At 40.9% G+C, this 13,939-nt stretch carries 14 protein-coding genes; 5 read left to right on the top strand and 9 right to left on the bottom strand.

From position 1 onward, the window contains the following. Nucleotides 1–83 precede the first annotated feature (83 nt). The gene (locus CH352_RS10085; protein WP_100707004.1) at nucleotides 84–1,295 is read left to right on the top strand and encodes an EAL domain-containing protein; all 1,212 of its coding nucleotides are present in this window, start codon (nucleotides 84–86) and stop codon (nucleotides 1,293–1,295) included. 12 nt (nucleotides 1,296–1,307) lie between these two features. After that, nucleotides 1,308–1,529 carry a hypothetical protein gene (locus CH352_RS10080; protein ID WP_100707003.1) on the top strand — a complete coding sequence of 74 codons (222 nt, stop codon included), beginning with the start codon at nucleotides 1,308–1,310 and terminating at the stop codon, nucleotides 1,527–1,529. On the opposite strand, the gene CH352_RS10075 is transcribed toward CH352_RS10080, so the two are convergent. From CH352_RS10075 to CH352_RS10045, 7 genes are all read right to left on the bottom strand, one after another. Next, nucleotides 1,526–2,458 (bottom strand): DMT family transporter, encoded by a 933-nt coding sequence (locus CH352_RS10075; protein WP_100707002.1) that lies wholly within the window; start codon nucleotides 2,456–2,458, stop codon nucleotides 1,526–1,528. The two genes, CH352_RS10080 and CH352_RS10075, sit on opposite strands and share 4 nt — an antisense overlap. A 112-nt stretch (nucleotides 2,459–2,570) precedes the next feature. Then, nucleotides 2,571–2,783: a hypothetical protein gene (locus CH352_RS10070; RefSeq protein WP_100707304.1), complete on the bottom strand. Its 213-nt coding sequence runs from the start codon at nucleotides 2,781–2,783 to the stop codon at nucleotides 2,571–2,573. Between the two features lie 136 nt (nucleotides 2,784–2,919). Then, on the bottom strand, nucleotides 2,920–3,606 hold the full coding sequence (locus CH352_RS10065; protein ID WP_100707001.1) for a hypothetical protein: 687 nt from the start codon (nucleotides 3,604–3,606) through the stop codon (nucleotides 2,920–2,922). Between the two features lie 79 nt (nucleotides 3,607–3,685). Further along, a complete protein-coding gene (gene plsY / locus CH352_RS10060) occupies nucleotides 3,686–4,318 on the bottom strand; it encodes a glycerol-3-phosphate 1-O-acyltransferase PlsY (protein ID WP_207766687.1) in 633 nt (210 codons plus the stop codon). Continuing rightward, entirely contained in the window at nucleotides 4,315–5,691 is a 1,377-nt protein-coding gene (gene der / locus CH352_RS10055) for a ribosome biogenesis GTPase Der (protein ID WP_100707000.1), read from the bottom strand. Before der ends, plsY begins: the two co-directional genes overlap by 4 nt. Continuing rightward, nucleotides 5,692–6,174, bottom strand: a complete 483-nt coding sequence (smpB, locus tag CH352_RS10050; protein WP_086446672.1) for an SsrA-binding protein — start codon at nucleotides 6,172–6,174, stop codon at nucleotides 5,692–5,694. Between the two features lie 34 nt (nucleotides 6,175–6,208). After that, nucleotides 6,209–9,238 (bottom strand): AAA family ATPase, encoded by a 3,030-nt coding sequence (locus CH352_RS10045; protein WP_100706999.1) that lies wholly within the window; start codon nucleotides 9,236–9,238, stop codon nucleotides 6,209–6,211. Between the two features lie 176 nt (nucleotides 9,239–9,414). Between CH352_RS10045 and CH352_RS10040 the strand changes: the two genes are divergently transcribed. Genes CH352_RS10040 through pdxH form a run of 3 tightly spaced genes read left to right on the top strand, consistent with a single transcriptional unit; the run spans nucleotide 9,415 to nucleotide 12,032 of the window. Beyond that, a complete protein-coding gene (locus CH352_RS10040) occupies nucleotides 9,415–10,530 on the top strand; it encodes a pyridoxal phosphate-dependent aminotransferase (protein WP_100706998.1) in 1,116 nt (371 codons plus the stop codon). 9 nt (nucleotides 10,531–10,539) lie between these two features. Continuing rightward, nucleotides 10,540–11,385 (top strand): prepilin peptidase, encoded by an 846-nt coding sequence (locus CH352_RS10035; RefSeq protein WP_100706997.1) that lies wholly within the window; start codon nucleotides 10,540–10,542, stop codon nucleotides 11,383–11,385. 5 nt (nucleotides 11,386–11,390) lie between these two features. Then, nucleotides 11,391–12,032: a pyridoxamine 5'-phosphate oxidase gene (pdxH, locus tag CH352_RS10030; RefSeq protein ID WP_100706996.1), complete on the top strand. Its 642-nt coding sequence runs from the start codon at nucleotides 11,391–11,393 to the stop codon at nucleotides 12,030–12,032. On the opposite strand, the gene CH352_RS10025 is transcribed toward pdxH, so the two are convergent. Further along, complete coding sequence (locus CH352_RS10025; RefSeq protein ID WP_100706995.1) at nucleotides 12,029–13,234, bottom strand: bifunctional 3,4-dihydroxy-2-butanone-4-phosphate synthase/GTP cyclohydrolase II; 1,206 nt, start codon at nucleotides 13,232–13,234, stop codon at nucleotides 12,029–12,031. The two genes, pdxH and CH352_RS10025, sit on opposite strands and share 4 nt — an antisense overlap. A gap of 119 nt (nucleotides 13,235–13,353) precedes the next feature. Then, a partial coding sequence (locus CH352_RS10020; protein ID WP_100706994.1) for a riboflavin synthase occupies nucleotides 13,354–13,939 on the bottom strand: 586 nt, incomplete at its 5' end.

Raw genomic sequence — 13,939 nt, 5'->3', positions numbered from 1 at the left:
ATATTAACTAATTTCCTTCTAAAACAAACTCATTTCGGGATTTATGTTTGCTATAACGATAATATCATTCGATATAACGAAAGGTGATCCTCCAAGCCGAAGAAACGGAAATTATACCATTCTTCCAACCAATCTTATCGGTTGAAGACGGGCGAATTTTCGCTCATGAAGTTTTGGCTCGCAAAAAGACAGCAGACGGTATCGTTTCTGCTGGGTATTTATTCTCTTCGGAAACCGGTTTATCCGATTCTGAACTGGGAAAATTAGAAGATGAGATCTGGAGAAAAGCATTAGAAAAACTTAAAGTTCATCCAGACCATTCTAAATTGTTCCTAAATATCTCTCCGAACCGTCTTTATAGGGAATTGGAGAATGAAAGGATAGACTCTTTCAGATTATTACGCTTAACTAGAGAATACGGAATAGAGCCGAATCGTATCATACTAGAAGTCACCGAAGAAGAATTTTCCGGTAGTTTGGATTCCTTAAGGATCGCAGTGGACCTTCTCCGTGCATACGGATTTAAGATCGCATTGGACGATTTAGGATCGGAGGCTTCCGGAATAGAAAGAGTGGGACTTCTCCGCCCGGACTTTTTAAAATTAGATCTCAGATTGATCAGAGCCTCTTCTCGTTCTCCTTCTGTCAGGAAAGTTTTGGAACACATAAGAGACCTAGCATTCTCTTTAGGCGCTTCCGTCTTATACGAAGGGCTGGAAACCCAAGAGGAATTATACTTTGCATTAGAAGGAGGGGCGAGATTCCTACAGGGATTTTTACTTTTGAAACCGGGAGCAGAACTTTCCACAGGCAAGGAACCTTCTCTCTCCATCAAAGAAATGGTGAAATTTTTTCATCAGAAAAAAATGGAAGCACTTCGCCAGGAATTAAATTTCGAAAATAAGATCAGATTGACTTTAGGAGAACTTCTGAATCCTTTCCCTATATTAAAAATAGCTAATAGGTATTTGATAGATGCTTATACAGTTTTCCAATCTTCCAAAGAGATCCATAGAGTGTATATCACCGATTCTAAGGGAACTCAATTGTCTCCATATTACATGAGAACAGGTGAGGATTCCTTTAGGGAAACAAGCCATGGGATCGGTAAAAATTGGTCTTATCTTCCGTATTTCTATAGGCAGCTTAGGGACTCTATGAGAAAGCCTGATGATTGGGGAATGAGTGAGCGTTACTTTGATAGCGACGCGGTCAAAGATCTGATCGTTTTTAGTAGAGAAGTAGAGTCAGGGGCTTATGTATTTTTGGACGTGACCGCTCCTCGACTGTATTAAAAAACGGTTTCAATGAGCGGTATTGAAAATCAAATCCTACAAGATATTTATAGGGCGTCTTCCGAAGGAGGATTTCTTACGATGAGGGATTTGGAACTGAATACTTCCTTTACCGAATGGAAGCTGAGACCTCATTTAGAGGATCTAAAAGAAGCAAGTCTGATCGTGGAGCACCCGGAAGGTTTCCAGGTGGCTCCTAAAGGCAGACATTTTTATAAAAGTAATTGGGGTTAATTCGGGACTTCTAACTCTTCCTCCGTCTCCGAAACTTCTTCTTTTTTTCCTTGAGTTCTATTCAGTATGATCACTGAAGAGATCGCAAACATCCCACCTAGTAATGTGCTCAATTTAGGCTCTTCTCCCAGAAAGATCCAACTTCCAAAAAGTGCCGTGACTGGAACTAAGAATATAAAGGAACTCGCCGTCCTGGAACCTAATCTACTTGAAGCGTAAAAATACACTGTGGTACCGAACGTTGTAGATATTACGGAAAGATAAAGTAGTTGAGCCCAAAAATTCCAATTATTATCCATTACTCCGCTTAAGTCATATGGAAATGCAAGAAATAGATCAAGCACTGTTCCGATACTAAACACATAAAAGCTGTATACCATAGGAGAAATTCTTTGTCCGGTGCTATGGCTGTTCATGCTTAGAATTGCCCAACTGAACGCGCAAAGTAAAAAGTAAACGTTTCCCGATTGGAACAGTTGCGTCCAATCTCCTTCCCAAATTTTTAAGAGTAAAAATCCGCCAGTTAATCCGATGAACAAACCTATAAATTCTTTTCCGGAAGGGAGTTTTCTTTGGAAGGTGTGGACCAAGATATAGGTAAAGATCGGATTCATTGTGGTGACTAAAACCCCACCGGCTCCGGCTAATCCTTGCGTAAGTCCCAATAAGAAGAATTGATTGTAGATTGTGTATAATACGGCGCCTGTTGCAACCTGTACTAATCCTTTTTTATCAGGCAAAGCGATTGATTCTTTTCTCAAGATCAAGATCGGAACCAAAGAAAGTGCAGTCGCTAAAAATCTCCAGAACACGATTACGATAGGAGGTTCAGTGCCCACAATCGATTTTGCAGAAGGCCAAGCGAATCCCCAACTCACCATGGCGATTACAAGAAGGATAAAGAATTTTATAGATTGATTTTGGAACATTCCTAGTTCTGCCTCATTACCAGTTTTTTTGTTTTCTCCTTGAAGAGGAGTATAATAAAAAACCCGGCCTTAGTGCCGGGTTTTCCTTTCGATTTAGCCTGTATCTGAAAGATCATGCATTTAGATCGATTAGATAACCCCTGCGTGTCATTTGATCGTCGGTATTTACGCCTACCTTGGCGAGACTCTTCGGTGCTGTAACAACTGTATCCATGTTGCTCAGCGGGTGAAGACGATCCGGCATATTGCGGATAGTGAATTCGGATTGGGAGAATTGTTGAGCTGCTCGGTTATTGCTTCCAGCTGCATTGATTTCTTGTAACATAACTGCGAATCCTATTTTTACAAAATTTAGACTATTCAGCAAGTTTTGTAAAGAAAGAAATTTCTGGGAAAAAAGCGTCTTTTGTGTCGCGTGGTAGGAACTCCAACAGACGGGTCAAAGAGGATTGTAGGTTTCACTACAATGCCTCACCTTCCCAGCGCGGATAAACCATTTCTTCCTCCTCTTCCGGAATAGAAGAACCAGCCTCGTCCTCGAGTAACGTAAATCCCCTCGGTTCTCCTATAAATTCCGGGAAATATTCGAAGAATAATTTGCCTGCGATAATCCTTTTGGCTGCCGGATAATTTTGTTTGAATGTATCCGAGAAGTCCAGCTCAGGCAATTGATGGAACTGGATCCTATCTTCAAAATTGATAAAGTCTTGTTTGGAGAAGCCAATATTGCGGGAGACTATCTCGTCCTTGAGTAAGATCCAATCTAGTTTGAATCTCATTCTATATCCTTGGAAAGCAGAAGACCTTTGGATTAGATTAACCACTCTCATCAGAGGATATTCCATATTGTAATATGGTGTAAGATAGACCATAAGATATCTTTGCGAAAAACCAAGAGGTTCCCAAACATTTTCAGGAGAAATATTATTGTCCGCGTCGAATCTTAACTCTTCCAACATAGAGTGAAGAGCAGGAGCATTCTTTTTTTCGGTATAAAATTCTTGGATGGCGATCTCTCCGAATTCTCCGTAATAGAGCCATTTGTACAGATCTTGGATTTCCGCCAAAGGATGAGCTTGCAAGAATCGATTCAGACTCTCGATCTTCTCTTCCCTGGTACGATTTTCGTCTATCTCCTTGTGAATCATAAACCTTAAGGAAGATTTTTAGATCGGACTCTCTTTCAGTTCAAGCCTAAAACTGAAATTTGGAAATTTTAGAAAAAGTTTATTCTTGGTCTTTATACTTCTCTTTATCGGAAGCAAACTCTTGGCCTTTGATCAACCGGATCAAATTGGTTCTGTGTAAAACCAAGATCGTAGAACTGATACATATGATTGCCCAAAAGATAGGTGTATTAAAACTTTTGCCTTCTATTAAAGAAAGTAGATAATACGAAATAGGTAGGGTGACCGCTCCTCCTATAGAACCAATAGATACGAAACCAAAAATCTTTTTCAAACTTAAGAATACAATTAATGTAATTAGAGTTGGGCCTGGAGCAAGCACTGCAAATACTCCGAAACTAGTCGCCACTCCTTTGCCCCCTTTAAATTTTAAGAAGGGAGAAAACATATGACCTAGAACCGCGACAACTCCGCAAAAAAGGGAAAGTAATTCTTGGGAATCCCCATATACCAATCTGACAGTGAGCGGAAAAACTGCACCCTTAGCGATATCTAAAAGTAAAACAGGTAGTCCAATCTTCCATCCAAGTAAACGGGTTACGTTGGTAGCACCGATATTCCCGCTTCCTTTTTGTCGAATATCTATCCCTTTTAATTTCGCTGCCAAAAAACCAAAAGGAATAGAACCTAATAGAAAAGATGCAGGCAAGAAGTATGGATACAGCTCGTTCATTTTCGATCAGATCTCAATTCCAAACGGATCGGGATCCCTTTCAAATTATACTTTTCAGTCAATTTCTTCTTAATGAATGTTAATAGGTTGGATTTAAAATAATCTACATGATTTACGAATAAGATCAAATGAAACGGAGAAACAGAAACTTGTGTACAATACAACATCTTAGGAGGTTTGTTTGCGGAGAAGGACCTACCCGCTTCCGCCATCCAAGCTCTAAGAGATTGATTCAATTCGGAAGTGGAGATCTTTTTCTTAGAACGGGACGCAAGATCGATGGTCATCTCCATCATCTTATGGATCCTCTGTTTTTCCTTAGCACTTAAAGTGATGATTTGTATCTCTTTTAAGAGAGGAAATCTGGAATACAAACGCTCTTGGTAGTTTTTAAAGGAATCATTATCCTTATCTTCTATTGCGTCCCATTTATTTACAGCGAGTAAGAATGGTTTCCCTTCTTCCTGGAGCATTCCAACGATCTTTTTATCGAATTCTCCAAAACCTTTAAGTGCATCCAAAAGATGAATGACTACATCGGAATTTTGGATGGTTCTTTTTGTTCTTTGGTAGGAATAAAATTCCAAGGCTTCTGCCTTATCCGATTTCCTTCGGATGCCTGCAGTGTCAGTGATACGGATTTTTTTGCCGTCAAAGGTAACGGTTGTATCCACGGAATCTCGAGTTGTTCCGGCAACTTCGCTCACGACAGCTCTATCATATCCGCAAAGTGCATTTAATAAACTGGATTTTCCAGCATTCGGTTTTCCTACGATTGCGAGACTGAAGTCCTCGTTAGAAACAGAAGGAGTTTCCCCTTCTTCCGTGGTTTGGTTTCTTCTTTTTGCATTTGGAAGTAAGAATGCGATCTTTTCCAAAAGAAGAGGAAGATTCCTTCTTCCAATAGCGGAAATCGGTAGGATCTCCGACAAACCCATTTTATAAAAAGAATCCAGATCTTCTTCGTCTTCCGGATGATCCACTTTGTTTACACAGTATAATACTGGGATCTGATTCAATTCCGGATCTTTTCTAAATTTATCGATCAGTCTGGAATCGTATGAAGTGACCTCATGAAGATCTAAAAGAAAAACTACAAGGTCGGATTCGGCTACTTGTCTGAAAGCATTTTCGAGAACTGCTTCTTCTAGACTTTCCGGTCTTTCTATATCCAAGCCAGGAGTATCGCATAGAATAAAGTCCAGTCCCTTCTCCGGATTTAAAACACGAGCACGAAGGACATCGCGCGTCACACCTGGATAATCCTCGGTGATCGCTAATTTCTTTTTAAGAAGTGCGTTGAATAATGTGGACTTACCAACATTCTGGCGTCCTACGATGCTAATAATTGGAACTCTTTTTTTAGAGGACATTTAGGAGTAATTCTTGGTCTTCATCGCTCTCGCGATTTCCAGTTTTGCGTCGCTTTTTTTCATATCTTCCCGTTTATCGTAGAGTTTTTTAGGTTTTCCTAATGCTAACTCCACCTTGGCCCAACGGTTGTCTTTAAAATATACTTTAGTAGCGACAAGCACCAATCCCTTTTCTTTGATCTGTTTATCTAACTTATCTATCTCTTTTCTATTCAGTAGAAGTTTACGCGGGCGGATATCCGGATGGTTTGAATATCCCCCGTTCTTGTACGGAGTAATGGAAAAACTATCCAGGTAAACTTCTCCGTTCTTTATCTTAGCAAACGCGTCAGTCAGATTTGCTTTTTTTTCTCGGAGACTTTTGACTTCCGATCCGGACAAAACGATGCCTGCTTCGATGAATGAGATCAACTCGAAGTTAAACTTGGCTTTTTTATTCACCAGAGGTTGAGGGCTATTGTCTTTTTCCTTTTTAGTTGCCATAGTTCCCAAGGAGCGGGGTTTGTCCCGCTTGCCGTTATCGAGAAGAATGGTGAGTGAGGATCAATCTTCCCAGTTCTGCTCCGATTAAATTCGGCATATTATAAAAGTTTTCGGAAGTGATTTGGATAGAATCCGGAAATAAATGCTCCGCAATATATCTGCGTCCTAGTCCCACGCCCAAAAACACGTAATTTTTATTCGAATGTTTTAAGATCTCTGCCTTTAGACGTTTATTATCTCGGGATTGGATCTCCTGTTCGATCTCCGTTTTACCCCTTTGTCCCCTAAAGTCCGAAATCATAACCAGTATTTTCGTCTGGGCCTCCGGGGAAAAGTAGGATTCTATCTGCTCAAGGAGCTGGTATTCTTCAATTGAATCCCCTTGCCAGTCGGAACGCAGAGAATCGAACATCTCTTCTTCCTTTTTGGAATCAAAGTATTCGTCCATTCGTTTCACTTGGACCAGATCGATCCTATCTTTTCGGTTCATTCTATCCGAATAAGCCGTTACGGAGAAGTTTACGTCATGTTCGTCCAGGATATGGGCGCTAGAAAGCATTGCGGATAATGTAGCAACGGAATATTCGAAGTTGAAGATCCTACGAGATTTCGAGACGAGAAAGGCGACTTCTACACCTTTCAGTTTTTCTTCGTCCTTATCGATTGTGGTCTTATCGAATACCTTAGAGTCCCCTTTTCCGGAGAGGAAGGATATATATTTTCGAGTGTCGATACGTGAACCTTCACTTCTATACATCCGGTTGATATCTATCTCCGGATCAAAAAGTCTTTCCAAATTCAGTTCTACTTCTTCTAAACTGCGTCCGAATACTTCCTTAAATTCTTTGATGCTTGTTTGGATTGTGTATTCCCAAAGTATCCTGCGTTTTGCTAAGAATGCTTTGTATAATTCTTCAGTGCGATAACCCCAGGCTCCGCCTCCGCCTGCAGGTTCGCCTTGGCCCATGTTTCCTCTGGTCTCTTGTCCGTACCAGGCGTCGGGTCCTTCTTTTCTTTGACCGCCCGTTTCTGGAGTATTGATCTCCAGGCCTTCTCTTAATTCTCTTCCTGAATTTTTAAGTTCTGCCTTTCCGGTAAGAGGTTCTCTCTTATGAAGTTCGGGATCCCACCAACGTTTCTTTTCGATTTCGGTAGAAGGGGTCAGAGTTTTTTTTTTCTTATCCTCCAAGGTTTGGAAGAAGTCGGATACAATCTCGATTCCTGATAAGGAGAATTCTAAAATTCTCTCTAATTCTTTTCTTTCTCCAGGATCTGAAACCTGATTGGAATAAGCGATCTTTCCGCCTCGGAGAGCGATCTCTCTCAATCCTTCTTTTCCGAGTGATTCATCCGCATAACGCAAGATATGATCCTTCCATTGCAGAAGATTAGAAAGTCCGAATGTATAAGGCATCAGATTTGCAGAACCGATCGTTCTCTTTTTGGAAAGATCCTTAATCTTAATATGGAACTCCGCCATTTTAGAGACAAGATCTCCTTCGGGCAGATAGAAGTTTAGAATTTCTTGAAGTGTTGCGTTATCTTCCAGTTCAGGAAATAGAACGGAAGTAAACCTGTTACGGAACGCCCTCGAAATTGTAGGAGTAGACTTTGTTTTTCTGAATAATTTGAGTGCGAAAATCCTAGAATCTTCCTTCAAAGAAAGAGGTTTATCTTCTGAACTTTCCGGAGGAAGAACAAGTGCTCTTGCATCATCGGTAAGCATATTTAATTTTTCTACGAGTTCCGCGCCTGCCGCTTCCAGATTAGTGATCAGGATATTCCCACCTTCTCGGATCCCTTTTGTAAGAGGGCCATCTACCCAACCTACTTGAGAACCGGCGATCGGCTTTAGAGCACCAATAATATCAGCAGTATGGATTCCTTTACACAGATGCACAGCTTCCAAAGGAACACCACTGATCTCAGTAAACAATGGCAGAATGAGCTGAGGATCTTGTTCTTCAGAATACTCGATCAGAACGTTTTCTTTGAATTGAACTGCAGAATAAACCTTCTCCGCAAACTCTCTTAGTTTTAAAGGCATTGGAACAGAAGATAGAATTTCTTTTGCAGTATTTTCGTTGGTAACATGGATTTCTTTATCGTTACAGAATAAGGAGCCCTTATGTATTTCAAATTTAGGCTCTGGAAGATTCGGTTTGGATTTTAGTCCGGTTTCTTTAAGTAGAAGTTCTATTTGAGAATTTCGATCATCTTCTTTGCGGAATGGTTCCACGTAAAAATTCCAGAGTTCTCTGAATCTAAGCTCAGGTTGATCCGCTTTTAAAGCAAGGATACGATTACAAAGTTTTTTAAGATTTCGGATATTGAAGTGATATTTTTCTAAATCACCTTTTCCTAAATTACCGGAAACTACTTTGTTCTCGGTCTCGAGCGAAATACGGATACAGGATTTCAGAATATCAGCGTTCATGTTCGGATACAATTTACCCAAGATGAACAAGATCTCGTCAGGAGTATGTGGATCTATAAATACAGTAGAGTAATATCTGGTGATATCGAAAGGAAGAGGTTTACGTCCCTCGAATCCTTCCGAAGGATTTTGGGTCCCTATAAAATTGAAACCTTCCGCACCATGGATACGAGTTCCATCACCTTCTATCAATTCCAGATAATTGGATTCGTAGACTGTAGAAAAACGTTTGATGATATGTGGAGGACAAAGGTTCATCTCATCCGCCACAAAACTCGCACCAGTTCTAACTGCCGAAGTCAACGGACCGTCACCCCAAGCGAATCCTTTTCCATCCAAAAGTAAACGATAAGAACCGATCAGATCTTCCGGAAGAGTATCTTCGTTAAAACTGAATCTTGCAGTAGGATGATTTCTCTTGAAGTTGATATAATAGATAAGTGCGTTTTTACCGACCCCAGCATCTCCAACAAGAAGCACTGGACGAGATTCCAAAAGAGGATACAGAATATTTTGCAAATTCCGAATCGTGGAATCCGTTTCCACCAGATCAGAACCTAAAGAGCCGGAGTTATTTCCTAATTTAGACTTAGGTACTTTGATGCCGGCGATTGAAATTGTATCCATGTCCCCAAGATCCGGAAAGTGGAATTCCGAGGCAATCTCATTTCGTTATTTCTGAGAACGATTGGTTGGGAACTCCAACTGTTCAGCGGAGGTATGCATGAGTATGATGTAGGAACTCCAACAGTTCTGGCGAAACCAGTTTGACGAACAAATGGCTTTCACATTAGCGTATTTATATGAGCCAAAGTACCCTTGATTATGTACTAGCGCAAAGAATCCAAGGTTTGGATTCCTCAGCCATCCGAAAAGCATTCGAACTTGCCGGGACCTTAAAAGACCCGATCAATCTTTCCATTGGACAACCTCATTTTCCTTGTCCTCCAAATATTGTAGAAGCTGGAGTAAAAGCGCTACGTGACGGAAAAACTGCTTATACCTTAACTGCAGGAATTCCCGAACTGAAAGAAGCTCTTTCCCAAAAATACAAACAGGAAAACCAGATCGATTATGCAAGTCCTGATCGTATTTTGGTCACTTCAGGGATCAGCTCTGCGTTTTTATTACTTTTCAATTCTCTTTTGGACGAAGGAGACGAGTGTCTTGTAGTAACTCCTCACTTCTTAATGTATCCTGCTTATATCAAAATTTACGGTGGGAAGATGCATACAGTGTCTGAAGATTTTCAACCGGAAGATCTGAATGCGTTCAAGGATAAGAAACTCAAGATCATTATCTTCTCCACTCCTTCCAATCCTACCGGAACAGTTTTAACCAAAAAACAACTGACTGCGCTTGCGGAACTTGCGGAAAAAACGGGAGCTTATCTGATCTCCGACGAGATCTATGAGAAGTTTGATTACGATAAATCCTTCTTATCTGTAGGATCTTTTTATGAAAGAGCAATCACTCTTTCAGGATTCTCCAAAACGTATAGTATGACCGGGCTTAGACTTGCTTCGATTGTTGCTCCCGCTCCCATTATAAAAACATTAACTACCTTACAACAATACACTTTGGTTTGTGCGCCTTCCGTCACCCAGTGGATGGGAATAGAAGCTCTAAAAACCGAGATGCAACCTTATATAGATGATTATAAGGAAAAGAGGGATTTTGTTTACGAAAATCTGAAAGACCATTATCAACTGAAAAAAAGCGGGGGCGCATTCTACTTCTTCTTAAAAATAAAAGAGAAGGACGATGATTTTGTCGTAAGAGCTGTAAAAGAAAAAGGTCTGATCTTAGTCCCAGGCTATATATTCGTAGATTCCAAAGAATATATCCGTATCAGTTTTGCTTCCGAATGGGAGAATCTGAAACGAGGCGTTCAAGCCTTAAAAGAACTGGCGTCTTAAGAGAAAATTTTGGCGGAGTACTATTCCGAATTCCCAAGTTTGGTCTTCATTATATGGATAGGAGGCGTGTTAGTCTCCTTTTCCATGGGAAGTTTTTATTCTACCTTGGCTTATAGAATCCTCAGATTCTATTACGGAAAGGAAAGAAAGATCGGCTCCAAACTTTTCAGACTTAAAAAAATCTTAATAGAACCTTCTGCCTGCGAATCCTGCGGAGCACCGATCAAAGGTATCGCGATCATTCCAGTATTCGGATACTGGATCTCTAAAAAAGAATGCTCGAACTGCAAAGCCCAGATCAATCCAATCTACTCACTATGTGAGGCTGTATTCGGATTACTATTTGTAGTCTCCTTTCTTCTTTCCGGAAAATTACTCGGAAGTTTTGCATTCGTAGCTTTATGCGGGCATTTGTTAGTCGCCGCAAGCACTGACTTCAAAAAGTTTTCTTTGGACTACGAAAATTTGCCTTTCATTCTTCTGTTTGGAGCATTGGCGAATTATCTATTATTCGATTCTATCCCGGGTAAAGCCGAGTTGATCGTTTATGTTTCTTTTTCCGCCGTATTTTTCTTAATATATTTTATATTTCCTGCGAGTATGGGATTTGCAGACGCAATATTCGCTCCCGCCTTTGCATTTTTATGCATGCATCCTTGGTGGATCTTCTTCTTAAATTCTTCTTATGGGATTGCGGTCATAGTCACAGTACTAAAAAGAAAAAAAGGAGAAAGCTTACGACAAGTTCCGATCCCGATGGGAGTATATTTCTCGATCGGTCTGGCATTGACATTTATAGCTAGAATGCTCTCAAATTCAGGTTTACTTCCCAACTGGGCAGATCTCATTCTATAAGCAATATGCAAAAAAATATCTCTGATATCCGTAACGAATATAGCAAAGCTTCTCTGGACGAAAAAGATATCGGAGATTCTCCCATCGATTTTTTCAAAATCTGGTTCGATCAGGCTGTCCATTCTGAAGTAACAGAACCGACTGCGATGACATTGGCGACTGTTCGAAAAGACGGAATGCCGGACGCAAGGATCGTTCTACTCAAAGGAATCGAAAATGAAGGATTCCAATTTTATACGAATTACGCAAGCGCCAAGGGAAAAGAATTAGACTCGAATCCGAATGCCTGCCTGGTATTTTTCTGGGCAGAATTAGAAAGACAGGTCCGCGTTAGAGGAAAGATCTCCAAAGTTTCCAGAAAAAGTTCCGAAGACTATTTTCATTCCAGACCGTTCGCAAGCCAAATAGGTGCGCTCGCTTCTTCCCAAAGCGATCCTGTAGCCGACAGATCTATTTTAGATAAACATTATGAAGAACTAAAACTAAAATACGAAGGCAAGACTGTTCCTCTACCGGAAAATTGGGGAGGATATATATTAGAAGCTTCTGAAATAGAATTTTGGCAGGGACGAAGAAGCCGCTTACACGATCGGATCTTGTTCCGAAAAGAAAGCGGCTCCTGGGCAAAAACCAGACTACAACCTTAGTTCAGTCCGAGTAAATGCCCCATTCTCATTTTTTTAGTGAATAGATAGTGATGGTTATTCCCTGTAGGTTTTATCTCTATAGGAATACGATCTGTAACTTCCAAACCATAACCTTCCAGACCTACGATCTTACGAGGGTTATTGGTAAGAAGTTTCATCTTCCCAACTCCTATGTCCTTCAGGATTTGAGCGCCGACTCCATACTCTCTTAGGTCGGGAGCAAATCCTAATTTCTCGTTAGCTTCTACAGTATCCAAACCTTGGTCCTGCATATTATAAGCCTTGAGTTTATTGATGAGACCGATCCCTCTACCTTCTTGCCTCATATAGAGAAGGATACCCTTCCCTTCTTGAGCGATCATAGAAAGAGCAGAATGGAGTTGAGGTCCACAATCACAACGCCCGCTTCCGAAAATATCCCCGGTAAAACACTCGGAATGTACGCGGACCATTATAGGTTCGTTCTTATCAATTTTACCTTTTACTAATGCAACATGGACTTTATCGTCGATGATGGTAGAATAGGCTCTGACAGTAAAATCCCCATACTCAGTAGGAAGACTAGTTTCAACTTCCAGATGGATGAGATTTTCTTTTTTCCTTCTGTAACGGATCAGATCTTCGATTGTGTAAATATTGAGTCCGTGTTTTTCTGCGAATTTTTCCAGATCAGGAAGACGGGACATGGTTCCATCGTCGTTCATGATCTCGCAAATGACGGCAGCAGGATAAAGTCCCGCGAGTTTTGATAGATCAACAGACGCCTCAGTATGGCCCGCTCTTCTGAGCACTCCGCCAGAAACCGCTTGGAGAGGAAACAAATGACCAGGCTTCATCAGGTCACCCGGAGTAGTTTTAGGATCTATAAGTACTTGGATGGTGGTCGCCCTGTCCTGAGCGGAAATCCCGGTAGTGGTTCCGTGCTTTGCGTCTACGGAAACTGTGAATGCGGTCCCGTGTTTGTCACCCAAACTCAGGTCGTCCACCATTCTATTCAGACCGAGTTGTCTGAGCCTGTCTCCCTCCATAGGAAAACAAATTAAGCCCCTTCCATAGGTGGCCATAAAATTCACCTTTTCTTTGTCAGTGAATTGGGCGGCACAAACCAGATCCCCCTCGTTTTCCCGGTCTTCGGAATCCACGAGAATGATCATCTTCCCCGCTTTTATATCTTCGATTGCCTGTTCAATGGAGCCGATCATGATTCCACCTCATTTCTTGGACTGTTTTTTTTCCATGATAAATCCTAACCAGTTCGGAAAAGTGAGACTGATAGTTGGTAATTCGAACCAAGGATACTATTTCAGGAACGAGCCAGGCCCTATTTATATTTGCCGAGTTGCTCTAAATATCTGGCGATCAGGTCCACTTCTAAGTTTACCTTGGCTCCTATTTTCCATGCTTCGGAGGCGTTGGTAACAATAAGAGTTTCCGGGATCAAAACTAGCTCAAACTCTCCAGGTCTGGAATCTACAATAGTGAGTGAAATTCCGTCCACAGTCACACTACCCCGGACCGCAAAATATTTGGTGAAAGAAGGATCATGTGAAATTACAAACCTTCTTACTTTTCCAGAATCTTTTTCTTCTGAAATTGAAATAGTCCCAGTCAAGTCTACGTGGCCGGTCACAAAATGACCACCCATTCTAGTATGAGGAAGAACGGATCTTTCTAAATTAATCTTAGTTCCGATTTGGAAATTTCCAAAATTCGTTAGCTCCAAAGTTTTATAAGAAGAATAAAATTCGAATTCGTTTCCTTTCTCTTGGAAAGAAGTAACAGTGTGACAAGCGCCATTGACCGAAATGGAGTCTCCATTTTTTAGATCAGGATCTTTCCAAGTAGTGGAAACCTTAAAAATTTTACCGTCTCCAGTGTCTTTGACGGATTCAATTTTCCCGGTGCAT

The organism is Leptospira hartskeerlii (assembly GCF_002811475.1).
Lineage (GTDB): Bacteria > Spirochaetota > Leptospiria > Leptospirales > Leptospiraceae > Leptospira_B > Leptospira_B hartskeerlii.
This window is presented reverse-complemented; position numbering and strand designations above follow the sequence as displayed.